The 23,944-nt window shown below is 49.6% G+C and carries 24 protein-coding genes; 17 read left to right on the top strand and 7 right to left on the bottom strand.

The genetic code is table 11. From position 1 onward, the window contains the following. Positions 1-5 precede the first annotated feature (5 nt). Complete coding sequence (locus tag HU175_RS16800; protein WP_176566243.1) at positions 6-893, top strand: IS3 family transposase; 888 nt, start codon at positions 6-8, stop codon at positions 891-893. Between the two features lie 68 nt (positions 894-961). Here HU175_RS16800 and HU175_RS16795 read toward each other — a convergent pair whose 3' ends face one another. Continuing rightward, the gene (locus tag HU175_RS16795; RefSeq protein ID WP_228724186.1) at positions 962-2,548 is read right to left on the bottom strand and encodes a DnaB-like helicase C-terminal domain-containing protein; all 1,587 of its coding nucleotides are present in this window, start codon (positions 2,546-2,548) and stop codon (positions 962-964) included. 105 nt (positions 2,549-2,653) lie between these two features. On the opposite strand from HU175_RS16795, the gene HU175_RS16790 reads away from it, so the two are divergent. From HU175_RS16790 to HU175_RS16760, 7 genes are all read left to right on the top strand, one after another. Next, complete coding sequence (locus HU175_RS16790) at positions 2,654-2,932, top strand: hypothetical protein (protein ID WP_176567687.1); 279 nt, start codon at positions 2,654-2,656, stop codon at positions 2,930-2,932. Between the two features lie 69 nt (positions 2,933-3,001). Continuing rightward, positions 3,002-3,517, top strand: coding sequence for a hypothetical protein (locus tag HU175_RS16785; RefSeq protein WP_176567686.1), 516 nt, complete (start codon positions 3,002-3,004; stop codon positions 3,515-3,517). Between the two features lie 82 nt (positions 3,518-3,599). Continuing rightward, positions 3,600-4,109: a hypothetical protein gene (locus HU175_RS16780; RefSeq protein ID WP_176567685.1), complete on the top strand. Its 510-nt coding sequence runs from the start codon at positions 3,600-3,602 to the stop codon at positions 4,107-4,109. Between the two features lie 55 nt (positions 4,110-4,164). Further along, entirely contained in the window at positions 4,165-4,905 is a 741-nt protein-coding gene (locus HU175_RS16775; protein WP_176567684.1) for a hypothetical protein, read from the top strand. 129 nt (positions 4,906-5,034) lie between these two features. Continuing rightward, positions 5,035-5,223, top strand: a complete 189-nt coding sequence (locus tag HU175_RS16770) for a hypothetical protein (RefSeq protein WP_176567683.1) — start codon at positions 5,035-5,037, stop codon at positions 5,221-5,223. Between the two features lie 249 nt (positions 5,224-5,472). Continuing rightward, positions 5,473-6,593 (top strand): IS3 family transposase gene (locus HU175_RS16765; protein WP_410528554.1). Its coding sequence is split into 2 segments (ribosomal slippage): positions 5,473-5,719 and positions 5,719-6,593, totalling 1,122 coding nucleotides; the frame shifts between segments, so codons are not numbered across the junction. Between the two features lie 437 nt (positions 6,594-7,030). Further along, the gene (locus HU175_RS16760; protein WP_176567682.1) at positions 7,031-7,237 is read left to right on the top strand and encodes a heavy-metal-associated domain-containing protein; all 207 of its coding nucleotides are present in this window, start codon (positions 7,031-7,033) and stop codon (positions 7,235-7,237) included. 59 nt (positions 7,238-7,296) lie between these two features. Here HU175_RS16760 and HU175_RS16755 read toward each other — a convergent pair whose 3' ends face one another. The 3 genes from HU175_RS16755 to HU175_RS16745 form a co-directional block, all read right to left on the bottom strand. Beyond that, entirely contained in the window at positions 7,297-7,848 is a 552-nt protein-coding gene (locus tag HU175_RS16755; RefSeq protein ID WP_176567681.1) for a hypothetical protein, read from the bottom strand. A gap of 67 nt (positions 7,849-7,915) precedes the next feature. Continuing rightward, positions 7,916-8,836 carry a helix-turn-helix domain-containing protein gene (locus HU175_RS16750; RefSeq protein ID WP_176567680.1) on the bottom strand — a complete coding sequence of 307 codons (921 nt, stop codon included), beginning with the start codon at positions 8,834-8,836 and terminating at the stop codon, positions 7,916-7,918. A gap of 89 nt (positions 8,837-8,925) precedes the next feature. Next, positions 8,926-9,807 (bottom strand): SDR family NAD(P)-dependent oxidoreductase, encoded by an 882-nt coding sequence (locus HU175_RS16745; RefSeq protein WP_176567679.1) that lies wholly within the window; start codon positions 9,805-9,807, stop codon positions 8,926-8,928. Positions 9,808-10,427: 620 nt separating this feature from the next. On the opposite strand from HU175_RS16745, the gene HU175_RS16740 reads away from it, so the two are divergent. From HU175_RS16740 to HU175_RS16715, 6 genes are all read left to right on the top strand, one after another. After that, on the top strand, positions 10,428-11,687 hold the full coding sequence (locus HU175_RS16740) for an arsenic transporter (RefSeq protein ID WP_176567678.1): 1,260 nt from the start codon (positions 10,428-10,430) through the stop codon (positions 11,685-11,687). A gap of 131 nt (positions 11,688-11,818) precedes the next feature. Further along, on the top strand, positions 11,819-12,325 hold the full coding sequence (locus tag HU175_RS16735; protein ID WP_176567677.1) for a hypothetical protein: 507 nt from the start codon (positions 11,819-11,821) through the stop codon (positions 12,323-12,325). After that, positions 12,307-12,549 (top strand): hypothetical protein, encoded by a 243-nt coding sequence (locus HU175_RS16730; protein ID WP_176567676.1) that lies wholly within the window; start codon positions 12,307-12,309, stop codon positions 12,547-12,549. Before HU175_RS16735 ends, HU175_RS16730 begins: the two co-directional genes overlap by 19 nt. Positions 12,550-12,708: 159 nt before the next feature. Beyond that, positions 12,709-13,950, top strand: coding sequence for an MFS transporter (locus tag HU175_RS16725; protein ID WP_176567675.1), 1,242 nt, complete (start codon positions 12,709-12,711; stop codon positions 13,948-13,950). A gap of 40 nt (positions 13,951-13,990) precedes the next feature. Next, positions 13,991-15,034 carry a hypothetical protein gene (locus HU175_RS16720; protein WP_176567674.1) on the top strand — a complete coding sequence of 348 codons (1,044 nt, stop codon included), beginning with the start codon at positions 13,991-13,993 and terminating at the stop codon, positions 15,032-15,034. 81 nt (positions 15,035-15,115) lie between these two features. Continuing rightward, the gene (locus tag HU175_RS16715) at positions 15,116-16,123 is read left to right on the top strand and encodes a hypothetical protein (RefSeq protein ID WP_176567673.1); all 1,008 of its coding nucleotides are present in this window, start codon (positions 15,116-15,118) and stop codon (positions 16,121-16,123) included. 20 nt (positions 16,124-16,143) lie between these two features. On the opposite strand, the gene HU175_RS16710 is transcribed toward HU175_RS16715, so the two are convergent. Genes HU175_RS16710 through HU175_RS16700 form a run of 3 tightly spaced genes read right to left on the bottom strand, consistent with a single transcriptional unit; the run spans position 16,144 to position 18,855 of the window. Next, positions 16,144-17,511, bottom strand: a complete 1,368-nt coding sequence (locus HU175_RS16710) for a sensor histidine kinase (protein ID WP_176567672.1) — start codon at positions 17,509-17,511, stop codon at positions 16,144-16,146. A gap of 18 nt (positions 17,512-17,529) precedes the next feature. Next, positions 17,530-18,213, bottom strand: coding sequence for a response regulator transcription factor (locus tag HU175_RS16705; RefSeq protein WP_176567671.1), 684 nt, complete (start codon positions 18,211-18,213; stop codon positions 17,530-17,532). After that, the gene (locus HU175_RS16700; protein ID WP_176567670.1) at positions 18,214-18,855 is read right to left on the bottom strand and encodes a hypothetical protein; all 642 of its coding nucleotides are present in this window, start codon (positions 18,853-18,855) and stop codon (positions 18,214-18,216) included. It abuts the gene before it with no gap. Positions 18,856-19,161: 306 nt separating this feature from the next. Between HU175_RS16700 and HU175_RS16695 the strand changes: the two genes are divergently transcribed. From HU175_RS16695 to HU175_RS16685, 3 genes are all read left to right on the top strand, one after another. Continuing rightward, a complete protein-coding gene (locus HU175_RS16695) occupies positions 19,162-21,273 on the top strand; it encodes a discoidin domain-containing protein (protein WP_176567669.1) in 2,112 nt (703 codons plus the stop codon). A 178-nt stretch (positions 21,274-21,451) separates the two neighbouring features. Beyond that, complete coding sequence (locus tag HU175_RS16690) at positions 21,452-22,159, top strand: NUDIX hydrolase (RefSeq protein ID WP_176567668.1); 708 nt, start codon at positions 21,452-21,454, stop codon at positions 22,157-22,159. A 105-nt stretch (positions 22,160-22,264) separates the two neighbouring features. Then, on the top strand, positions 22,265-23,929 hold the full coding sequence (locus HU175_RS16685; RefSeq protein WP_176567667.1) for a ribulokinase: 1,665 nt from the start codon (positions 22,265-22,267) through the stop codon (positions 23,927-23,929). Positions 23,930-23,944: the final 15 nt, after the last annotated feature.

The raw sequence follows: 23,944 nt of genomic DNA, 5'->3' as shown, positions 1-23,944 counted from the left end.
CACTCATGAAACAGTTTGAAAATCAAGTAAGTCGTACCCTGTTATGCCAGTGGCTTAGTGTACCTCGGAGCGTGTTTTACTACCAACCACAATCAGGTAGACCTGGAGCACGCCCCAGCCAGGTAACCATGAAACGGGATGGATCGTGGGTAGACAACCAACTGGTCGTGGTCAGTATTCGGCAACTGCTGGATGTTGAGTTCAATGCCCTTGGCTACGAATACATCACCCACGAGTTGAAAAAAGAATACTTAATCAATAAGAAAAAGGTGTATCGACTCATGCAAGAGCATAATTTACTTCTGGGCAAAGTGATCCGACCGATGGGCAAGCGGGAATTTGTTAAATTCAGACGAATCGAAGCGACCAAGCCCTTGGAATACCTGTGCTGGGATATCAAATACGTCTGGGTAGAAGGGGAACGGCGGAATTACTATCTGTTGAGCGTCATTGATGTGTATAGCCGCAAAATTCTGGATTGGCTATTCCAAGGCAGTATTCGTCAAATCGACTTAATCAATCTTTTTCGACGAATCAACCGGAATCATGAACTGAAGGGCGTCATTTTGCGCAATGATAATGGCAGTCAATTCATTGCTCACTCGGTACGTAACTTTTTGAAAAGCTCCGAAATCAAGCAGGAATTCACTCATGTGGCCACCCCTGAAGAGAACTCGTACATTGAAGCTTTTCACAGCATTCTAGAACATGATGTGATCGAGCGCAATGTATTTGACAGCTATTATGAGGCCAAAGAAATGTTAGGGCGTTATTTTTTCCATTACAACAATCACCGTCTTCATCGTTCGATTGGTTTTGTAACACCTCAGCAGAAATGGGAGGAAGCACAGGTAATTTACGACACAACCTTTTCAGAAAATTTGTCCAGCTAATAGGGGGCTAAGACAAAAGGTAAAAATGGTGTTGATATATTTATTGAAATTATAGGGTTATAAGCTTATCAGAAAGGATCTTCTTCTGGATTTGCATTACCAAAACTTGAAAGTTGATTAGCACGGCTTTTGTAAACCGATCCGGCAGTTCCTTCTGGTGCAGGGCTGGGTGTGGTTTGGCTGCTTTCAGTAAAGCTGCCCTCTAAATCAGCTATTCTTCCAATGCGCCAAATAAACTGAAGTTGAACCCTACCTAGAGCACTACTTCTATTTTTGGCAATAGTTACATCAACTACGCCTATTGTTGTATTACCATAATCATCATGGGTAATGTTATAATATTCAGGCCGATATAAGAACATAATCATGTCCGCATTAGACTCTAGACTTGCCCAGTCACCCAAATCAGCTAAACGTGGACGTTTGTCTCCTCCACGGGTCTCTACAGTTCGGTCTAACTGAGACAACGCTATTACAGGCACATTAAGCTCTTTGGCCAAATTTTTTAACGCTCTTGAAATAGATGCATTTTCTTCTTCACGGTTAGTGCCCTTGCTATTGTCATCTGTCATCAGTTGTAGATAATCGATCACGATCATTTGAATGCCGTGTTGTAATTTCAACTGGCGACTTTTCACGATCAGTTCCTTAATTGACAATGAAGGAGTATCATCAATGTGTACAGGTGCGTCCTGTAAGCGTCGCTTTGCCATCCCCAGCTTAGCCCATTCGTGTGGAGCCAGATTGCCTTTTCTGATTTTTTCATTGTTAATGTCTGCATCTGCTGAAAGCAAACGGTCTATAAGTTGCCCAGTAGACATTTCTAATGAGAATATAGCGACTGGTAGACCAAAATCTAATGTGGCATTTAGCACGGTCGAGACGACGAACGAAGTCTTTCCCATCGCTGGCCTAGCAGCCAACACAATCAGTTCTGATGGTTGCCAGCCTGAGGTAACCCTATCTAAACTCATAAAACCTGACGGTACACCCGTAAGCCCTGGAGAGTACCGCTTGTCCTCAATCTTTTGAATGGCTTTTTCCAAAGAATCGCTAAACGACTCTTTGGATTTCAACTTTGAGTTCTCCTCTGTGAGTCGTGCAATTTGCTTTGCGATTATGTCAGAGTTAGCAGCTTCATTACCCGGAACCCAGCCAATCAAGTCAGGGCGACGGTCAAATTCGTAAAGCGTTTGTAATACGGCTAGCTTTATGTCACGTTCATCGTCCCAAAACTTAACTAGCTTGGTAGTAACTAATGCTCTGAAGTCTTTGAGTTGTTGCGGATTGTCAAGTTCCAAAATAGACTTTCCCTCAGCCCTAATCTTGTCATCTAACCGCTTTTCCGAAATGACTAAGGCAAAGAAAGGTTTACCTTTTTCGATCGCATACTCGTATTCAAGTTGCGTATAGCTCTTGCCAGATTCAGGGTCAATCGACCCGTACCGGCCCCCAAGTAACAGTAGATAGGCATCAGATTCGTCAATCCACCGTTTTATAACATCCATCTGCGACTTGTCACCAGCCGAGAATAGCTCCATACCCGCCGGTATATGGCCAGCGGTCAGAATGGCTTCTACAGCTGCCTGTCGCTCTTTAATAAGGTCAGTATACGTAGAGGAGATAAAGACTTGAAGTTTCCGCTTGGATGCCATAATGTGGAAAAGTTAGCACCAGTAAAGATACAGGGCGAACATACATTGTGAATTGTAGTAATGAGCTTATTTTCGTGAAAAAACCAGTAATCTTAATAGTCCACAATGGAGACAATACTAGGCGTAGGATTTGATATTCCTTCAGATGAAGAAGACTACATGCAATTCGATACAAATGGCTCGTTATCGGACGCCGACATTATTATTTTCAATCCCGACTACGATAACACTAATTATAGATTAGGTTACGGTAATAGTTCATCCTTTAGAGGTAAAAGCCTATACGATGATGACTCCTCTTTCGAAATACAAGAACATGCTGCGCACTGGAAGAATGAAATTACAATTGCTTTAAAAGCCGGTAAAACCATATTTATAACCTAAACCGAGAAGATTGATTTTTATATTCATACGGGCAAAACTGAGACAAGTGGGACGGGTAGGAATCAAGCGGTGACAAATCTTGTAGATCAATATCACAACTACAAGTTTCTACCTAACTTAGGATACAACATAGTATCTTCTAAAGGCAGTAGAGTTTATCCCTGCTCAAATCTTGTAACTAATCTAAATGAGTGTTGTAAAAATCATTTTAGGTTTGAAGCTTATATAGATTCCGACAAAGAACTGAAAAATCCTATATTCGTAACGAAAAATAGAGATAAAATTCTTGGAAAAACAGCAAAAATTTTAAACGGATATATAATTTTTATTCCATCAATATATTATCCAGATAGCTACTCAAAAGATGATGAGTGGACAGAAGAAGCATTGAAATGGGGGAAAAGGTTTAAGCAGGTTTTAGTAGAAATAAGAAAATCTTTAAAAAATCATGTAGAGACAACCCCCCAGCCAGAATGGGTACACAACTCGGTATACAATATTTCAGAGGCAAGAATAACAAAAGAATATATTGCCGAAAATCAGAAAAATATAGTACTTCTTCAAGAAAAAAAACTCCAATCTTAAAGAAGTACTAAAAGAACAGGAAAGTTTAAAGGATTTATTATTTGAAACTGGGAAGCCACTTGAAAACTCTGTAATAAAAGCGTTGAAAATCTTAGGTTATTCGGCGGAAGGGTTTGATGATGGTAGACTTGAGTTGGATCAGATAATTATCTCTCCAGAAGGAGATCGGTTTATTGGCGAATGTGAGGGGAAAGACACAAAGGATATTGATGTGTCGAAATTCAGGCAATTGCAAGATGCCTTAAATGAGGACTTCGCCAGGGAAGAGGTAAGCGAAAAGGCATACGGAATTTTATTTGGTAATCCTCAACGCTTAACTTCACCGTTTGAAAGGACACTGGACTTCACTGACAAATGCAAACGGGGGGCAGAGCGCGAAAAAATAGCGCTAATCAGAACTGCCGATCTTTTTAACGCGGCTCAGTATGTGACAGAGTTCAAGGATGAAGCATACAAGGTACAGTGTCGGCAAGCCATTAGAGAGCAGCTTGGAAGTGTAGTTGTATTTCCCGCTCATGAAAGCGTCGAACAACCAATTATAGAAGTAGTACAAGACACGTCTAAAGAAGTTGATGGTAGTGAGAGCATTTAGCTCAAATAATCAGGTTCTGTTTATATAGTACAATTAAGTTTTAAAATTATCAGCAATGAATAAATATTACATTCTTCAAAGCCTGAGAGAACACGATAGAAAAACAGGAAGAGAACTGTTCGATACACTAAAAAATAAATGTGATATTTTCTTTCAAGAGTATCATTCAAAGAATGAATTGAAAAGCATTCTTGAATACATAAGTATTGATACGCAAATATCTAATTCAATACCTTTTGTTCATTTTGATTGTCACGGAGACGAGAATGGAGTAGGAGTTGTAAAGAGTGATTTTACAGAAGAAGATATTACGTGGAATGAATTAGGAGACCAATTTAGAGAAATATACATTACTTCTTCGAAACGATCAGTCCTCTGTTTTTCAAGTTGTGAAGGGTTTAATTCATCTAAGCTTGTTCCTCAATTTAAAGTATGTCCATTCTCCTATGTTGCTGGATCCTTTGAAAAAATCACTTTTAATGATAGCCTTAATGGATACAGGGACTTCTATGAGCAAATAATTTCTGGTATTGACATAAAGCAAGCGGCTTATCACGTACATCAAAAGTATTCTGATTTGAAGTTTCTGTGTTTTTCAGCGGAAGTTTTATTTGAAGTAGCATCTACATCATATTTGAAAGAAAAAACTACATTAGAAGAATTACAGAAACGAAAGGAAAATTTCGAGTCTGTGTTACAACTGAACAATGCACAAAGGGCATTTTTAAACTACGTTTACACTCAGCAAGGCCAGCAGGAGTTTATAAATAAATGGAAAAGGGTATTTTTTGCTTAAAAAAAGGCAGTAATTAGGGCGTATTTAAAAAAATAGATAGCGTCAAGTTTTACGCATAAATTACGAACATGTACCCTACTAGCCCAGCGTTCAAAACACTGGGCTTTTTAATGCACAACAACTAAACACATGGCAATATCGAAACTGAAACCTATACGCGTCTCCAGAGAGATGCAGAAGAATATTGACGACATTAAACGCCTGGGGAACGCCAAAGACGACACTGATGCGACCCGGTACGCACTGCGAGTGGCTGCCGATGCTATTAGCGTAACAGCGAAGATGGTACAACAGGAACTGGTTAATAAGATCAGATAGCAGTAATAGGCCAGTAATTGATAGACTCTTGAATAGATAAGTGACTAATAACCCGCTAAAGACAATCGGTACCAGCTTGAAGAAATGTGCTAATCCAAGGCAGGTTCTTTGTTATCATCCTTACTGGATATTTCATCATCTTGAATATCGTCATCGTTTTCATCAGAATGACCTCCCCCCGGAAAAGCGTTCCAGTATAAAGTAGAGAAAATCGGGCGATTTGGATTAACTTAAATCAAACAAATCGTCATGAAGAAAACCAAGTTCACCGAAGCGCAAATCGTCTTTGCTCTCAAGCAAGCTGAGACCGGAGTAGCCGTGGCTGAAGTATGCCGCAAAATGGGAATTAGCGAGGCTACCTATTACAATTGGAAGAAGAAGTATGGCGGATTGGGTGTTGCCGAACTGCACCGATTACGCCAGTTGGAAGAAGAAAACCGTCAGCTGAAACAGCTAGTGGCCGACCTGAGCCTGGACAAACAAATGCTTCAGGATGTGCTCAAAAAAAAGCTTTGAGGCCAGTTCAGCAAAGGAAACTGGCCTCAAGTTTAATGGAAAACTATCGCGTTTCAGCCCGTCGTGCCTGCTCTGTTATTCAATTCCGTCGATCCTCTTTGCAGTTCAAGTCTCGTCGTCGAGATGACTCCGTGATCCGGAAACGAATCAAAGAAATTGCCCAAGTAAGGGTTCGGTACGGTTATCAGCGGATTTATGTGCTGTTGCGCCGGGAAGGCTGGCGTGACAACCACAAAAGGGTCTATAGGGTGTATTGTGAAGAAGGATTGCATCTCAGAAGCAAGCGTCCCCGTCGTAATCGAGCCGCTGCCCACCGGTTAGAGCGCCCCCAACTCTCCAGTATCCATCAGTGCTGGAGCATGGACTTTGTGGCTGATCAGCTATTTGATGGCCGAAAAATCCGGGCCTTAACTGTAGTCGATAATTATAGTCGCCAGTGCTTAGCCATCCATGTCGGCCAATCATTAAAGGGTGAAGACGTGGTGGCCGTAATGAATCACTTAAAAATTGTAGATTTGGCTGTACCCGAACGGATTCAAGTGGACAATGGCAGTGAATTTATCTCAAAGTTCCTGGACAAGTGGGCTTATGATAACAAAGTGACGCTGGACTTTTCAAGGCCAGGAAAGCCAACGGATAATGCGTTTATCGAGTCATTTAATGGTAGTTTCCGGGACGAGTGCTTGAACGCTCACTGGTTCTTATCGCTAGACGATGCTCGGGAAAAAATTGAACACTGGAGGCAAGAATATAATAGCTTCCGCCCCCACAGCTCTCTTGGTGGTTTAACCCCAGATGAGGTTGGAAAGGGAAAAGAAAAACCAACACATGAACGTCCGATCCTCAATCTTTGAGCGGAACGCTTTTCGGGTGGACCTCAGACCTCATTGGTTCAAGGCCAGTTCATAAACCCCTAATTGACAACCGTAGCCTAAAACATACTTTTCGCTAAAACCAGCGAGGTGTTTTATGAATGTTGTAGGAAAGGGTGAAATAAGTCGTCTGCGCTCTGTATGACGGCTTATTTTATATTGGCGAACAAGTTAAGTAACAACCCCGGTAACCCTTATTAATAGGGTTGTAGATAATGTGACTACATATCCTCGTTTGGTTATAAAAGCCAGTTCTTTTATCCTATTCGATTTACTTCCTGTAGCACGCCCAGCTTTGGTTGGTGAAACCCGCCCCGTCGAAATGCTGTTATTTCGTTACTTGCCCCGATAATTCTGTAAATCGATATTGTCGCTCCAGCGTGAACTTTGCGCCGATAGGCAGACTAAACTAACTGACTATGGAAACCATCCAATTCAAGACCAACATAAAATGCGGTGCCTGCGTGGGTACTGTAACGCCTTTTCTGAACGAGGCTGTAGGCGAAGGCAACTGGCAGGTCGATACGGCATCGCCCAATAAGGTGCTGACCACCGAAAAGGCTACTGCCGAAACGGTGAAGCAGGCTATCGAGAAAGCTGGCTACAAAGCCGAGCCGCTGAATTAGAATAAGGCAAAAGGGTATGTAAAAAGGGAGCGATACCAGTTGAGTGTATCGCTCCCTTTTTAACGTTTCTGCGTTAGCTGAGCTGGTTGTTTAATAGCTGCATCAAATATATGCGCTGGTCGAGGTGAGAGAAGGCTTAACCCATAATCAGTCCTTTTCTCACACAGGACATAGCTTATCATTGGCAGTTCCTCCAGCAGTTTATACCCTTTCTTTTCGACAATTGTATCTGTCTCGTTCGAAATGGGGGCTAGTTTGTCTGGCGAATGGTCGCCAAACAGAAACGCAATAGGTGCTACGTAACGGCCCGCGTATTTAGGATCCTGTTTGGGTAAGTAAAGTCGTAAGCGATTAAATTCTTCGGTAAAGGAGTCATCTATAGGATTGGAATTGACGATGGCAACGTCCTGGTATTCACCTTTTGGCGTGAGGGTGAAACGCATGTAGATTCTGACTGACTTTTCCTGACGAAAAGCCTTAGGAGGAAACCGCAGGTTTTTCAGCGCCGTCCGGTCAAAAACCATATCTCTGGTCAGTGAGGTTTCATCCGCCTGGCCGAACGACACCGTTGCCGTAGCCAGGAAAAGCAATAAGCCGACGAGAGTTTTCATAACTGAGCGGTTGAAGATGTGGTTTAAACCAAAAGAGTCAGACGTACCGAAATTACTCCCGTAGTGATCAGTTGAACGACCGTCTGAATTCCAGGGGCGACAGGTTCGTTTTCGTTTTGAACAGTTTACTGAACGATTGCGAGTGTTCAAATCCCAGCGCGTAAGCCACTTCGCTGACCGTTAGGCTGGTGGTAGAAAGCTTTTCTTTTGCTCTGTCAATGAGCTTATTGTGAAGGTATTGCTGTGCATTCTGCCCGATCAGTGACCGTAGCATATCACTCAGATAACTGGGAGAAAGATTCAGCTGTTCGGCGAGGTATTGAACCGACGGTAACCCCTGGTCGAGTGATCGTTCACTGGTGAAATAATCATCCACCAGGTCCTCCAGTTTCTGTAACAGGTCGTTATTAACCGCTTTGCGGGTAATAAACTGGCGTTTGTAAAATCGGTTCGCGTAGTTCAGCAGCAAGTCAAGCTGGGCAATGACGACGTTCTGGCTGGACTCATCAATCCGGCTGTTCAGTTCCGCTTCGATCATGTTGAGAATGGCCATGACCGTTGCTTTTTCTTCTTCTGACAAATGCAGGGTTTCATTGGTCGAATAGGAGAAAAAGCCATACTGCCTGATTGTCTTAGCCAGCGGGTAACCCAAAAAATAGTCCGGATGAATGAGCAGCGTTAACTGAGAACACACGCTGGCATCATTGTCATTGCTACCAATGATCTGTCCTGGCGAAGCGAATAACAAACCGCCCTCATCAAAATCATAATAGCTCTGGCCGTATTTCAATCGGCCACTGAGCCTGGGTTTGTACGATATTTTATAAAAACCAAGTACATGGCTCTGCGGAGGAACAGTTAGATCAACCTGCGTGTGTGGACCGTTGATCAGGCTGATCAGCGGGTGCAGTGGTTTTGGTAAACCAAACGCCTGGTGAGCGGCCGCTACGGAATCGAATTTGTAGTGCGTGCTTTCTTCCTTCTTCATGGTGATTAACGACTATACCGCTAACCAATACGACATACGTATTGGTTAGCGGTAATACATACCAGAAAAACTTTTCGTTTCCGGGTCTTTTACTTTGATACGCCCTGAGCTGAACTGGAAACGGATTCCCACGCTTCCCAGGTTGACAGCCGCGCAGCATAGGCGGCACGCACGTCCGGCAAATTATGACTGCCCAGAAAGAACCGCAACGGAGGATTTTCCGAATCAACTACCTTGAAGAGGGCCTCGGGGGTTGCTTCCGGATCACCCCGCTCCAAATTCCTCAATCCATTGATGAAATGGCCCTTAAAGTCATCGTAAATAGCAAGGGCATCTGCAAATTTTAACGACTCCTGGCTGCCAAACTCGGTGGCATAGGCACCCGGTTCGATGATCGTTACGTTGACACCAAAGGCTTTGACCTCGGCGGCCAGGCTTTCGTGAATAGCTTCGAAAGCCCATTTTGAGGAACAGTAGTAACCGATGACCGGAAGCGTTACGTGGCCGAGGTTGCTTGATGTACCCAGAATATGACCGCTCCCCTGCTCCCGCAGCAGTGGTAAAGCGGCCTGAATAACAGAAACCGGACCAATAACATTTGTTTCGTACAGATCACGAATATCGTCTGCGCTGGCTTCCTCGATCGTGCCGACCAGTGAGTAACCGGCATTGTTAAGCACAATATCGAGTCTACCGAAGTGGGCGTGAGCCTGCTCCACGACGGTCTTTACCTGCTCAGGCTTAGTTACGTCGAGTTCCAGCGTCAGGACGTTATCGCCGTATTTCTCGCTGAAATCCGCAATGCTTGCCAGCTTCCGGGCCGTAGCCGCGACTTTATCGCCACGCTTTAGAGCGGCCTCGGTCCAGACGCGGCCAAAACCACGGGAAGCGCCCGTAATAAACCAGATTTTAGGTGAGGTTACAGGAGGTAGCGCCGGTTGAACGCCTGTAGTTTCATGCTGAGGTATCATACTTGCTAATGGTTAATGATACCCCAAAGGTCAGGCTGTATAGGGCGTTGCCTGTAGTCAAATCGAGGAGATTTGTAGTCAAAACGAGAGCGTGCCGGTCTCTCGTTTATTAGAAACAATTCGAAAACCCTCTGACAGTAGAAAAAGGCTTTTAAAACAGGACTATCGCAGTCAGGACATCGGGTTACTGATGATCAAAGCTGTTTTGAACCAGCTAAGCCACCTAACAATTTCAAAGCTGTTCACCACGGCCTGCTACCGCACCTTCGGCCCCGATTCGTTTTGTCAGGCGAGGGTGGGTAGGCAAGTCGTACCAGGGCTGTACATCCAGGCAATGTGATTAAATTATCGTTAACTAAAGTCGAGAGGCAGTAGTTAATTTGGCTGTTGATAAACAATATAATAAACTATATATCAGTCGGTTAACGAGAGTTTAATCTATAGTTTATTAATCGATCTTCCCTTCGTTAGTGCTGCTTCACGAAAAAACAATTCCAGGGATTGCTGAGTAGATTTACCGGATATTCGTTGAGCAGAATATCCATGCTTGTTCTTGGAACGAAGCCAGGACTCAATTGGAATAGTCGTGCCTGGTCGTGCGCTTTACGCATTTAATTAACATGGTTATCAATAGTATCTGGATCATTGCACTGGTTGCCATCGCCGGCATTATTATTCGCCCGTACAATGTACCCGAGTATGTCTGGGCCATCGCCGGGGCCGTTTTGCTGCTTGTCCTCGGCATGCTTACACCCGCCGAAGCACTGGAAGGCGTCAGGAAAGGAACCGACGTGTACCTATTCCTGACCGGTATGATGCTGCTGGCTGAGACGGCCCGCGATCAGGGATTATTTGACTGGCTGGCAGTGCAGGCAACCAACCAGGCCGACGGATCGGCGAATCGGTTGTTTGGACTTGTTTACTTAGTCGGTATCGTTGTTACGGCCTTCCTGTCAAACGACGCTACGGCGGTCGTTTTGACGCCAGCGGTAGCAGCCGCGGTGAAGGCCGCTGACGTAAAGAAACCTTTGCCGTACCTGTTCATCTGTGCGTTCATCGCGAATGCCGCTTCGTTTGTTCTGCCAATTTCTAACCCGGCCAACCTGGTCATCTACGGTACGCACATGCCTTCGCTGATGCATTGGCTGGCTCAATACGGACTGCCCTCAGTTGTGTCGATCGGCATTACGTACGCTGTACTTCGTTTTACCCAGCAGGCCAGTTTACAGGGAAACGTCGCTTGTAATATTCCCGTACCCACCTTGTCGACGGGCGGCAGAATGGCCCTGATGGGGATTGCCCTGACGGCACTGGTATTGCTGGGGGCATCGGCTATGGACGCTGAATTAGGTTTACCGACCGCTGTTGCGGGTATTCTGACGTCTGTAGTTGTAATGGTAAAGACCAGAACCAATCCCTGGAGTGTCATTAAACAAGTGTCCTGGTCGGTGCTGCCGCTGGTTGCCGGGCTGTTCGTGCTGGTTGAAGGGCTGAACAAAACGGGCCTCGTCGATCAGTTAGCCGCCTTGCTACAGCAAGAGATTGCCCGCTCGGTTACGCAGGCGGCCTGGCTGAGTGGGGTAGGGCTGGCGCTGGTTTGCAACCTGATGAACAATCTCCCGGCCGGTCTGATCGTCGGTTCGGTAGTGCAGACCGGTGCTATTCCAGACATGATCAAGAGCTTTCTGCTGATTGGAATTGACCTCGGCCCCAATTTGTCCGTAACCGGCTCGCTGGCTACGATTCTGTGGCTGGTAGCATTGCGTCGCGAGGGAATACAGGTTAGTGCGTGGGAGTTTCTGAAACTGGGTATCCCGGTGATGCTGATTGCCTTACTGGCGAGCCTGGCCGTTGTGTGGGTACAGTATCAAGTCTCGTAATAGCATCAAAAAAGGGCCTGATCTGGTGTAAGGAGACCTAACACCGGAGGCTTAAGAAAACTTAATTCCATCTTCAGTTTGCACTTAGCTGGCACCCATAGGTTTGCCAGCGTACCAAAACAACAAAAGTCATGCAAACGAAACAGGTAACCTTATACACCGCCCTCCTGCTAGGTATGTTAGTTGCGCCACTGCTTCACGCTCAGGTTCCAGCGGGGGCTCCCGCTCCGCCGGTTCAACTGGCTGATGCCGGACCAAAACCACCTATGCCGGGAGGTCCCCGTGGCCCCCGGTCCCAGGCGATAACCTCGCTGACGACATTGTCGGGTACGGTAGGGCAGCTGACCGCTAACGAGGACGGAATTCTGAACGGCTTTACCATAAACGCCAGCAGTACTGCCCAAACCGTGCGGTTTGGTACGCACCTGGGACAGCAGATTAACGCGGCCGTTAAATCCGGAAATCGCGTGACCGTAACGGGCTACAGCGAGCTTAGTCCGATGGGCGAAGCGATGTTCAAACTGGTGAAGCTCGATGCAGGCAAATCGCAGGTCGTTGATGCGCCACCAGCCCTGCCCCAGAATCCGGTGACGCCAACGCGGCAGAACATCAGTGTAAGGTGGCTGACTTTCGGCTGAACCGGGAAGGACAGATCAATGGGTTGATTATGAGTGACCAGACGGTGGTAAAAGTGCCACCGCACGTCGCCGGGCAACTGGCGACGCTGGTTCCGAAAGGCAGCACCATTACCGTCGACGGGTATGCCCAGCCACTGGGTGAAGGACAGGTACAACTGCAAAAGCATACTACGGTGCGCGCATCAGTGCTGACGGTGGGTGGCCAGTCTTATCTTATCCAATAACTGAGAAGCCGGAGTCATTCGTAGCCGATTGGCTCCGGTTTTTTCTTACAAATTGCCCGAATGGAATACATTTTACGCTAGTAGGTTACCAAAATTCAGGCTGCCCATTCTGGGAGGCAACAAGGTTTTACTCAATTAACTATCTCAACGTTACGAAAAATGGTTAACACTGTACCCGCTCCCCGTACCCGACAACCGGGTAAAGGAAGTCTGCGCGCGCTCGACGCAGCTAATTTTTTTCTGGCCGACGTGCGCGACGGCCTTGGTCCGTATCTGGCCATTTACCTGCTCACAACGTTGCATTGGGATGCCCAGAATATCGGCATCGCTATGTCGGTGATGGGGATTGCTACCGTCGCGACGCAGACGCCCGCGGGAGCACTTGTCGACCGTACCCGCTATAAACGATTGTTTTCGGTGGTGGCGTCCCTGCTGATTGCATCGGCGGCTCTGTTGACCATCTCGTTTCCTACCTACGGCGTAATTATTGGCGGGCAAGTAGCGATGGGCGTTGCTGCCGCCTGGTTCGTACCCGCGATTGCGGCTATTACGCTGGGAATCGTGGGGCCCAAAGCCCTGGACGGTCGGGTAGGACGTAACGAAACGTTCAACCACGCCGGGAACGTATTTGCGGCTCTGCTGGCCGGACTGATTGGGTACTACGTCAGCAGTGCCGGTATTTTCGTCCTATTATCGGTGATGTCGCTGATTAGCAGCTTCGCGATCTGGCGAATTCAGGAGAAAGACATCGATCACGATCTGGCGCGGGGGTGTCCCGACGGTGAAGATGCCGACACGAACGACAAACCATCGGGCTGGCGGGCTATTCTGAAAAATCGTTCCATTCTTTTTTTTGCGCTGGCCTGTGTCCTCTTTCACTTCGCTAACGCGGCTATGCTTCCGCTACTAGGGCAGCGACTGGCCCAGGGTATCGACGCAGGTACGTCGTCGGCCTACATGTCGGCCTGTATCATTGTGGCCCAGGTCGTCATGATTCCCGTCAGTCACTGGGCGGGTAAATTGGCCCCGTCGGGGCGCAAACGGCTGCTGCTGATTGCGTTCGCGGTGCTGCCCATTCGAGGGGTACTATACACGTTGACCAACGAACCCACGTTACTGGTGGCTATTCAGATTCTCGATGGGGTAGGGGCGGGAATCTTCGGGGTTCTGTCGATCCTGGTGGTTTCCGATCTCACGCGGGGCAGCGGTCTGTTTAATACCACGCAGGGCGCCATCGCTACCGCCGTGGGACTGGGAGCCTCGCTGAGCAATGCGTTTGCGGGGGGGATTCTGCAACGAAGTAACTACAATACGGTCTTTCTGGTGCTTTCTGGTATTGCCGTAGCCGCCGTGGCTGTGCTTTGGTTTTTCGTCCCCGAAACCGGCAAAAAAAACGCCTGATTTTGCCTCGCAAAAGGCATTACTTACTCAACCAATTTTCATGAACATTCTCGTTTTCAAACCAAGGGTTTACGTTCTGTTTAGCCTCTCTATCTTTTTGTTGGCAAGCGGCTGTATGAGCAGTCGGCGCGCGTCGGAAGCTCTACAACGGGTAGCGCAGGATCACTGCGAGATCGATTCAAGCCATACATCTGGCTACGTATTTCGCCCGGCTTCCATGCAGGTCGGTTCCGCCGAAGAAACGTTGTTGCGGGGACGCTATGGGCCACGGGCGCTACGAATGGCCCAGGCGGTGGGCCTGATCCCCCTGCTGACGCAGCTGACTAAACTGGAAGCGGAAGAGACGGGAGCCGGATCGACGCCCTCAACTGCGTACCTGACCGTACGGCAGCGGATTTCCGATCAGCTTCAGCTTGCGACTGCGGACATTGCCACGGCTTCGGCCCTGCTTGACTGTGATACCAAACGTGCTACACTGACGGCAACACTGTTAACGCGCCGGGAAAATATCCGCGAGAAGCGCATGACTATCAGTGCGATCACGATTGGTGCCGTTGCTATCATCGGGGCCAGTATACTAAATCTTCATGAAGAACACGTAACGGCTGACTGGCTGCACGTTGCCGGGGGCGTAGGGGAGGGCGCGCTGGGTGTACTGGCCCTTCGCCAGAAACCACCCCGTATTGCCTACTCCCACGTTCGCAATCCACTACGCGAGATTTGGGAACGCCCTAAGCTGGACATGACTGGTCAAGATAAAACAGTTCGATCAACGCTGTTTGCTCCGCTGGTTTGGTATTACCTTAATCAGCCTCGCGTCGGTAAGCGTCAGACAGTCGTCACCGAACTGCGTGAACACTGGGAAGTGCTGACGTCACTTAATGCCGCCGGAAAACGGGCGAAAAAGCCCCACCACGAGGTTGATTACTTTGGTGCGGGTGATGACTACGACGCCGAAGCGCTGACGCTACGGGCGACAATGTTGGGAGAACTGGAAACCGAAATCAAGCTAATGAATAACGACCTGACCATCCTGCTGAACGAGATTGTAAGTCAGAAAAAAGATCGGACGCCCCAGCGTTAACGCCTGTGGATGAATTAATTTTTTCTTAAGCCTTTCTTCATATCAGGCTGGCATTTTTGGATTATTAAACAAACAAATCCAATGAAAAAAATAATTCTAACGGCCTCTGTACTATCTATTGTGTTGATGGCAAGTTGCAGTAAAAATGGTACAATTGGTCCCGATCAGCTTTCGGTAGCTAACGCTCGTGTCGGCTCGTCAGCGCAGGCTATTACGCTGATTTCTCCACTGCCTGCGTCGACATTGCCATCTGGCGTAAAAAGGTATCTGGATCAGAAGTATGCCGGTTATTCACTGCTGAAAGTAGACCGCAAGCGCCAGCCCGGTACGACAACGTTTGAGGGGACAAAGGTTAAGTTTCTTCAGAATGGAACGCTGGTTGACCTGGATTTTGACGCCAACAACGCGCTGGTAGCTAAACCCACCGGACCCCAGGGTGGCCCAACGCCCCCACCTGCACCCGCAGGTGATCACGCGGTTAGCTACGTAACGCGGTCTGAACTACCAACTGCGGTGGCCAGCGTGATCAGCAGCAGTACGTATGGATCGTACACCTACGGCTGGACTGAGCTTCACGTTCACGACGGTGTGGCGCAATACGACGTAAAACTCTTTAGCAACAACCAGCCAACAACGCTGCACCTGAGCGCGAGCGGGGCAACCGTTACGCCAACGCCCCCTGCCGGTCCGGGCGCTCCTGTATCGGGAACGGCTACGGCCCCCGTGTCAGGTACGGCAACCGCTCCCGTTTCGGGCACGGCGACTGCCCCGGCTCCGCCCGCACCACCCGTGCCGAAGGCACCTGTATCGGGAACGGCCACGGCTCCCGGCTCAGGTACCGCAACGCCACCAGCTCCGCCAGCGTCAGCTAACCGGTCGTTCATCCTGGACAGCAGCAAGCTCCCGTCAGCTGTTGGGTCTTATTTGCAATCGAATTTCAGCGGTTACACCTTCCTGGCGGTCGAGCTAAACACCCCGCCAACCGGCACTACGGGCGAATACATGCTTGATGTCGCAGTTGGTAAGCAACTATACAAGGTTCGCTTGACATCAACCGGTGAGTTGCTGATGGCCGAAGCCCGCAATTAATTCCAACCGATCGTTTATTATTAGTTCGAGGGAAGTCCGTCTGACGGGCTTCCCTCATTTATTGGTAGCCGGAGTTCGGTCCTGAATTTTCCACCGGTTCCGGATACCTGGAGCGTGCCGCCCATCAGTCGCATAACCTGATGACTAATCCACAGGCCTAACCCATATCCGTCATGCTGGGGATCGGCCTGGTAAAATTCGCGGCTTAGCCGATCAGGGTCGGGGAGCGGGGCGGTCGTCTGATTCGTTAATGACCAGGTGATTTGGGTATTCTCCCTGTTCAACGCCAAGTCGAGCTGGGTGGCCGGGGTAGCGTATTTGACGGCGTTATCAAGCAGATTCAACAGTACGTTCGTCAGCTTGTCGAGATCGGCCCGAACGGCTAGCTGATCGGCGGTTTCATCGAGTGAGATGGATAAATACAATTCGCGCTCGTTGATGGCTCGTTGGTAGCGTTCGACCAGATGGAGCGTCAGGTCGTCAAGGTCAATGGGTTCGGTGCGTAATTGCAGGGTCCCCGCCCGCAGCTGACTCATCGCCAGCAGGTCGTCGACCAGTCGGCTGAGTCGACGTAATTCATTGAGCTGGCTGTGGAGAAATCCTCGCTCGCGATCGTTAATGGCTTCGTGCTGGGCGACTTCGATTTCCGTTCGAAGAATGCTCAGGGGCGTTCGGAGCTCGTGCGAGGCAGCGGCAAAAAAGGTATGCTGCGTTTCGACTGCCTGCCCGATTCGGGCCAGCATCTGGTTGATGGTTTCGGCCAGCTCCTGTAACTCATCGCCGGAATCAGGAATCGGAATGGGTGTCGTCTGTTCGGCGCGACTGACTGATTGTGCCGAGGTAATGATCGATTGCAGCGGACGTAACAACCAGCCACTCAGCCACCAGGCGCTCAGTCCCGATACGACGATGCTACCCAATAACGTTAGCAATAGCAACACGACTATACTACGCAATTCTCGATGTAGGGGGCGACTGCTGTGCCCGACTACCGTAATAAGTTTGCCGTATCCGTCGTCGGCTGCCCGCACGAATTTTGTTAGTCGAAACGTGTCGATTTCTACCGCGCTTTTTGCCGTCAAATACGATGAATCCGCGGGGAAATGTGGGGACTTGTAGAGACGTTTGCGGAATGTACCGCTGGCAAACCACAAGGCCATAACCTCACCCCGGTCGGGTAGGGGAATCACCAGTGGATAGACCGACGTACGCTCTGAAAGCCGGCTTGCCCGGTCGGTCAGCGTGCGGTTATCCTGATCAATCAGTACCGTGCGCACCCGGCTGAAGAGGTATCCGGCGGCCCCGGTAAACCCCAGAAAAAACGTAGCACCGAAAACCAGCCCGATTTTAAACCGAATGCTCCGGGCCGGACGTAAGGCGGTCATCATGAGTATCGATCGGCCGGATTAAGCGTTGGTCAGCGTACCGCGCAGCCGGTAGCCCACGCCCACCACTGTTTCGAGTAAGGGCGCGTCGAACCCTTTATCAATTTTTTTGCGCAGCTGATGCATGTGGACCTCCACTACATTACTACCCCGGTCGAAGTCTGAATCCCAGACTTTCTCGGTTAGCTGCGCCTTGGACAATACCCGCCCGGGCTGACGCATGAACTGCTCCAGCAACTGATATTCGCGGGGCGTGAGGGTGATCGTTTTACCGGCCCGACTCACTTCACGAGTGGCGAGGTCCATGGTCAGGTCGGCTACGCGCCAGACGGGCAGACGGCTCCCGGCTTGCCCCCGCTGCACAGTCCGGATGCGAGCCAGCAGTTCGTCAAGCTCAAACGGTTTACGCAGGTAATCGACGGCTCCTAAATCGAGACCCCGCACAACGTGCTGCGACTGGTTGAGTGCGCTGAGGATCATCACGGGTGTGTCAATACCGAAGTCACGGAGGTTTCGCAACAGGTCAAAACCAGTCGTGCCAGGCAACATCAAATCGAGCAGAATTAAATCGTGGGTACCCAGCGCTGCCTGTTCCAGTCCGGCGGTGCCCGACAGAGCCACGTCGACTGAATAACCGGCCTGATTCAAGCCTTTTTGCAGGTGCAGTGCCAGCTTCTCTTCGTCGTCGATTAATAGTATTCGCATTTACAACACAAAAGTTTGTCCGTTAATCGTTAGTGCTGTTGGGTGAATCAGCTTCCGCCCCGTTGTGTTAACGAACCCCATCGCCGTTCGCTCATACCCCGCCACACCCAGCCGACGAACTCCCTCCAGTAAGGCCTGAATGGATTCACGCTGATGGGGTTTCAGGTCAATCACATACCGGTCGGTAACGAGCGCCGACAAGCGACCGGCTTCATCGCGGAGCTCGCCGGTTAGTGGACCTTCGGCTTCTACCAATTTCCCCTGTGCGGGCGGGGGCGGAGGAAGATCGGCGATCTGCAAACTGGTTTTCCTGGTTTGGTTAACCAGGCTTATCAGCCGGTACTCGGTAGCTGCTTCCTGCCCATCAGATGTCCGTGCCAGCGGTGGAACATGCCTGATTCCCGTAGCCAGCACTGTTTGCCCGACGGGCGCCAGCTTCAGTACCTGAGCGGCCGTGTGGGGCGGGAAACGGAGCAGCGTAACCCCGGCGGTTGTGCGAAGCCGCAGACCATCGTAGTCCCCAACCTGGTTTGCTAGATAGCCCAAAACCCGTCCCGACACCGACTGTGTAGGCTGTGCGGCAAGTGTAAGCGTCCAGAAGAGTCCTATAAATGTGTATCGATAGCTTCTTAGCCAGTTCATGAGCAGGAAAGGTAAGGAGCGGGAATAAGTAAGACCTTAAATTACTATTAAGAAAGTTTAAGCTGCGACATTAAACCCATTCAGATAACCGTGTTGCCTACAGACTACTAAACCGGGAAATCGACTTGTTTCACTTATTTACAACCCTAGAAGTACTCAAATCACCGCTAAATCAAGTTTACGGGATTATAAACACAGCAATTTGAGCTTGTGAACGTCGAGCCCTCCGTAACTTTGGCGTTGGTCCTTCTGAAAAAACGTCCTGATCGGCTCGCCTGTTTACATTCTGATCTGACGAAAATCGCCATGAAAGTCAATTGTACAACCGTCACTCATGTACTGAACAGACAACTTGTAGTCGCGCTCGCGCTTCTCGTATGTTTGATCAATACCGTACAAGCCCAGGTAACGCCCCCCAAGCCTTTTGGACCCGTGCCCAATGAAAATCAGATGCGGTGGCAGGAGATGGAGTACTATGCCTTTGTCCATTTCTCGACCAATACGTTTACCGACCAGGAATGGGGCTATGGCGATGATGATCCCAAGATTTTTAACCCGGACAAACTCGATTGCCGCCAGTGGGCACGGGTCTGCAAAGAAGCGGGGATGAAAGGAATTATTGTGACGGCAAAACACCATTCCGGGTTCTGCTTGTGGCCGTCGAAGTACACGGAGTATTCGGTTAAAAACTCGCCCTGGAAAAACGGCAAAGGAGACATTATTCGTGATTTGGCCAATGCCTGCAAGGAATACGGTCTCAAATTAGGTATCTATTTATCGCCCTGGGATCGAAACTACGCGGGGTATGGTCGTCCGGAGTACATCACGTATTTCAGAAATCAGCTGACGGAGTTACTGACCAATTACGGCGATATTTTCGAGATCTGGTTTGATGGCGCCAACGGCGGTTCGGGTTATTACGGTGGTGCCCGGGAAACCCGAAAGATTGATCGCACTACCTACTACGACTGGAAAAACACGTACAAGCTCATTCGCCAGCTACAGCCGAACATCGTCATCTGGAATGATGGTGGAGAACGGGGCGATCTACGTTGGGTAGGTACCGAAGAAGGCTACGTTGGCGAAACCAACTGGAGTTTGCTGAACGCTACGGGCGATGTCCCTGAGGACATGTTACGTCATGGTGTGGAAAACGGCAATGCCTGGGTACCGGGCGAAGTGAACACGTCGATCCGGCCGGGCTGGTTCTACCACGAATACGAAGACAGCCGGGTAAAAACACTGCCTCAGTTACTGACCACCTATTACAGCTCATTCGGGCGGAACGGGACACTGCTGCTTAATTTCCCCATTGACCGGCGGGGACTCATCCACGAAACCGATGAAAAAGCCGCAGTCGGGCTGGCCAAAGCCGTAAAAGAAGCCTTTGCGGTAGATCTGGCTGCCAAAAAGCAGGTGAGCGCGTCGAACGTCCGGGGAAATGCCAGGGAGTTTGGGGCGGACAAAGCACTGGACGGTGATAAGAATACGTACTGGACCACCGACGATCAGGTAAAAACGGCATCCCTGACTATTGATTTCGGCAAACCTACGACCTTCAACCGCGTCTTGGCGCAGGAATACATTCGCCTGGGACAGCGTGTAAAAGCTTTTACGGTGGAGGCTCTGGTCAATGGAGACTGGAAAGAGCTGGCTAAGCAAACAACCATCGGTTACAAACGAATCCTGATTCTCCCTACTGTCACGGCGACACAGCTTCGGTTTACGATAACTGATGCTAAAAGCAATCCGGTGATTGCCAATGTAAGCGTCTACAATGCGCCCCAGGTACTCATTGCGCCAACCATCACCCGCAACAAAAAGGGGGACGTACTGATCAAACCCGCCGACAAGGAATCCGTCGTCTATTACACGCTGGACGGTAGCGTACCCACGAAAAATTCTCAACGGTACGCAGGGCCAATCACAACGGCTGGCAAAGTGGATGTGCAGGCTGTCGCTTACGACGCTGCATCGGGCAAAAGCAGTACGGTCGTCCGGGAAAAATACGACATTGACCACACTAAGTGGAAAATTATCAGTAGCACGGATGAGCAAGCAAGCGCTGTAATTGACGGCAACCCAGCTTCCGCCTGGTACCAACCGCAGAACCAGAAACTGCCAGTAGACCTGGTTATTGATTTAGGCAAAGAGGAAAATTTAACTGGGTTTAAATACTTACCCGGTCAGGGCCGGACAAGTGGTATCATTACCAGCTATGAGTTTGCTGTGTCGCCGGATAACCAGCAGTGGAACGTAGTAGATACCGGCGAGTTCGCCAACATCAAAAACAATCCTCTGTGGCAGGTAAAGACATTCAAACCGGTAAAAGCGCGTTACGTACGCTTACGGGCCGTACGTAACACGCAGGATGATAACGCGGTTGGATATGCTGAATTGGATCTGATTACCAGGTAATTAAATCTTGAACGGTGACGTAGTGAAAAACCTAATAACGAAAAACTGACCAAAAATTTCGTTAGTTTTCTGATCGGCAAAAGTAGATCGTCAAACCCGCTGGCTTTGGCTCGTCAGAGATTTGTGTACATTTAACACATAAATCATGTAATTTGTACACAATCCAGGCTTACTGACTATGCAAAGTTATTCCCACGATAGCCGAATACTGGTTGCGCTGGACTGCATCATCTTCGGATTTGATGGGGAGTCGCTGAAGCTGTTGCTCATCAAGCGAAACTTTGAACCCGAGTCCGGCAAGTGGTCGCTGATGGGCGGGTTTCTTGATGCTGAAGAGAATCTGGAAGACGCAGCCACGCGGGTGCTGTTTAAACTGACGGGCCTGCGCAACAATTATCTGGAGCAGCTTCAAACGTTCGGTACGGTCAGCCGGGATCCCGTTGAGCGGACTATCTCGGTGGTGTACTATTCCCTCGTGAATATAAACGATCAGGATCCCGTAACGCTGAAGGAACACAATGCATCGTGGATCGCCCTGACCAACAAACCGGACCTCATTTTCGATCACGACCACATGGTTGAAGCTGCCCTTCGTCAGTTGCGTTACAAAGCCTCCCTTTACCCAATAGGCTTTGAGCTTTTACCCGAAAAATTTACGGTGCCTCAATTGCAAAAACTCTACGAAGCGATCTACGACATCAAGCTAGATCGGCGAAATTTCAGTCGTAAGATTCTGGGAACTGAATTACTGATCGCAACGGGCGAGAAAGACCAGAGTTCGGCTACGAAGAAGGCACAGCTCTACAGACTAGATCAACAGAAATTTCAGCGTTATCTAAGTGGCTATCAGGCGTTTTTGCCTGAATTTACCAACTTCTCTTTGTAACTAAACCAATCAACTCATTGAACCGGGAGACCTGATTGCACACGGCTACGCAGCAACTCGGTTAGACCAATGCTCACTGATCTTCATTAAAATTCTGGTCACTCCATGAATCATCCTTACGTAATTGGCGTCGATTTCGGTACCGACTCGGTCCGGGCGCTGATTGTTGATACCCAGACCGGTCAGGCGGTCGGTACGCATGTACATGAGTATGCCCGCTGGAAGCAGGGGCTGTATTGCGACCCGGCTACGTCGCAGTTCCGGCAGCACCCGCTCGACTATATTGAGGGCATCGAAGCGACAATCAAAGGCGCACTGGCACAGGCTCCGGCGGAGGTTCGCGGGCAGGTCGTTGGTATCTCCATCGATACGACCGGGTCAACCCCCGGCCCGGTCGACGAAACCGGCCTGCCGCTGGCGCTGCGGCCCGACTTTGCCGAGAATCCGAACGGGATGTTTATCCTCTGGAAAGACCATACTGCCAACGCCGAAGCCGAGGAAATTAATAACCTGGCGCACCACTGGGATACCGACTACACCAAATACGTCGGTGGTATTTACTCGTCGGAATGGTTCTGGGCCAAGATGCTCCGTACCATTCGCGTCGATGAGGCCGTTCGTGAAAAAGCGTTCTCGTGGATCGAGCATTGCGACTGGATTTCGGCGGTGCTGACGGGGAATACCAACCCACTGACCTTAAAAAGGTCGCGTTGTGCCGCAGGGCACAAAGCCCTCTGGCACGCCGAATTCGACGGATTGCCGTCTGAAGAATTTCTGACCAAACTCGATCCGCTGCTGGCTGGTCAGCGCGACCGGCTCTTTCACGATACCTACACCTCCGATCAGGCAATGGGTACGCTGTCGCCGGAATGGGCGGAGAAACTGGGACTGTCGACGGATGTAGTCGTAGGTGTGGGCGCGTTCGACGCGCATATGGGTGCTATTGGTGCCGAGATCGAACCGTACGCGTTCGTCCGCATCATCGGTACCTCAACCTGCGACATTCTGATGGCCCCCAATGAAGAAATTGGTCACCGGCTGATTCGCGGTATCTGCGGGCAGGTCGATGGGTCGGTGGCGCCGGGTATGCTGGGTCTGGAAGCGGGTCAGTCGGCCTTTGGCGATGTCTATGCCTGGTTTGCCCGGCTGATTACCAAGCCTGTTCGTGAACTGCTAGGCGATGAAGCCGCTGATACGATGGCGGCCAAACTAATTCCGCACCTGACCAAACAGGCTGAACAGTTGCCCGTCACCCCAACCGATCTGATTGCCCTCGACTGGATCAACGGCCGCCGTACACCTGATGCCAACCATATGCTCAAGTCAGCCATTACCGGCCTGAATCTGGGTACCGATGCCCCCCGCGTGTTCAAGGCGCTGGTGGAAGCCACGGCCTTTGGTTCGCGCAGTATCGTCGACCGCTTTGTCGAAGAAGGCGTCCCCATCAAGAAAGTGATCGCTATTGGGGGTGTCGCCAAGAAATCGGCGTTCGTGATGCAAACACTGGCCGACGTACTGAACAAACCCATTCAGGTCGCGCAGGCCGATCAGGCGTGTGCGCTGGGGGCGGCTATGTGCGCGGCCGTTGCGGCAGGTGTGCATCCCACAATGGAAGCGGCTCAGCAGGCGATGGGTTCTGGCTTCGACGCCGAGTACCACCCCCGCCCGGAACTGGTGCCCATCTACGAAACGCTGTATCAGCGCTACCGGAAACTGGGTGGCTTTGTGGAAGGCGAATTAGCAAAAAACGCTGAGCTCGTCAACGCATAAACCGTATTGTTTGTC

The sequence above is a fragment of the Spirosoma sp. KUDC1026 genome, assembly GCF_013375035.1.
Taxonomy (GTDB): Bacteria; Bacteroidota; Bacteroidia; order Cytophagales; family Spirosomataceae; genus Spirosoma.
The sequence above is the reverse complement of the archived record's forward strand: the minus strand, read 5'-3'. Positions and strand labels throughout refer to the sequence as shown.

What these genes read in the sequence shown, in the direction of transcription:
- HU175_RS16705 (WP_176567671.1), bottom strand. Translation starts at nt 18,213, where the DNA reads ATGCGAATACTATTAATCGACGACGAAGAGAAGCTGGCACTGCACCTG.
- HU175_RS16800 (WP_176566243.1), top strand. Translation starts at nt 6, where the DNA reads ATGAAACAGTTTGAAAATCAAGTAAGTCGTACCCTGTTATGCCAGTGG.
- HU175_RS16700 (WP_176567670.1), bottom strand. Translation starts at nt 18,855, where the DNA reads ATGAACTGGCTAAGAAGCTATCGATACACATTTATAGGACTCTTCTGG.
- HU175_RS16720 (WP_176567674.1), top strand. Translation starts at nt 13,991, where the DNA reads ATGAACATTCTCGTTTTCAAACCAAGGGTTTACGTTCTGTTTAGCCTC.
- HU175_RS16735 (WP_176567677.1), top strand. Translation starts at nt 11,819, where the DNA reads ATGCAAACGAAACAGGTAACCTTATACACCGCCCTCCTGCTAGGTATG.
- HU175_RS16750 (WP_176567680.1), bottom strand. Translation starts at nt 8,836, where the DNA reads ATGAAGAAGGAAGAAAGCACGCACTACAAATTCGATTCCGTAGCGGCC.
- HU175_RS16790 (WP_176567687.1), top strand. Translation starts at nt 2,654, where the DNA reads ATGGAGACAATACTAGGCGTAGGATTTGATATTCCTTCAGATGAAGAA.
- HU175_RS16745 (WP_176567679.1), bottom strand. Translation starts at nt 9,807, where the DNA reads ATGATACCTCAGCATGAAACTACAGGCGTTCAACCGGCGCTACCTCCT.
- HU175_RS16755 (WP_176567681.1), bottom strand. Translation starts at nt 7,848, where the DNA reads ATGAAAACTCTCGTCGGCTTATTGCTTTTCCTGGCTACGGCAACGGTG.
- HU175_RS16775 (WP_176567684.1), top strand. Translation starts at nt 4,165, where the DNA reads ATGAATAAATATTACATTCTTCAAAGCCTGAGAGAACACGATAGAAAA.
- HU175_RS16695 (WP_176567669.1), top strand. Translation starts at nt 19,162, where the DNA reads ATGAAAGTCAATTGTACAACCGTCACTCATGTACTGAACAGACAACTT.
- HU175_RS16690 (WP_176567668.1), top strand. Translation starts at nt 21,452, where the DNA reads ATGCAAAGTTATTCCCACGATAGCCGAATACTGGTTGCGCTGGACTGC.
- HU175_RS16770 (WP_176567683.1), top strand. Translation starts at nt 5,035, where the DNA reads ATGGCAATATCGAAACTGAAACCTATACGCGTCTCCAGAGAGATGCAG.
- HU175_RS16685 (WP_176567667.1), top strand. Translation starts at nt 22,265, where the DNA reads ATGAATCATCCTTACGTAATTGGCGTCGATTTCGGTACCGACTCGGTC.
- HU175_RS16715 (WP_176567673.1), top strand. Translation starts at nt 15,116, where the DNA reads ATGAAAAAAATAATTCTAACGGCCTCTGTACTATCTATTGTGTTGATG.
- HU175_RS16725 (WP_176567675.1), top strand. Translation starts at nt 12,709, where the DNA reads ATGGTTAACACTGTACCCGCTCCCCGTACCCGACAACCGGGTAAAGGA.
- HU175_RS16760 (WP_176567682.1), top strand. Translation starts at nt 7,031, where the DNA reads ATGGAAACCATCCAATTCAAGACCAACATAAAATGCGGTGCCTGCGTG.
- HU175_RS16795 (WP_228724186.1), bottom strand. Translation starts at nt 2,548, where the DNA reads ATGGCATCCAAGCGGAAACTTCAAGTCTTTATCTCCTCTACGTATACT.
- HU175_RS16710 (WP_176567672.1), bottom strand. Translation starts at nt 17,511, where the DNA reads ATGATGACCGCCTTACGTCCGGCCCGGAGCATTCGGTTTAAAATCGGG.
- HU175_RS16740 (WP_176567678.1), top strand. Translation starts at nt 10,428, where the DNA reads ATGGTTATCAATAGTATCTGGATCATTGCACTGGTTGCCATCGCCGGC.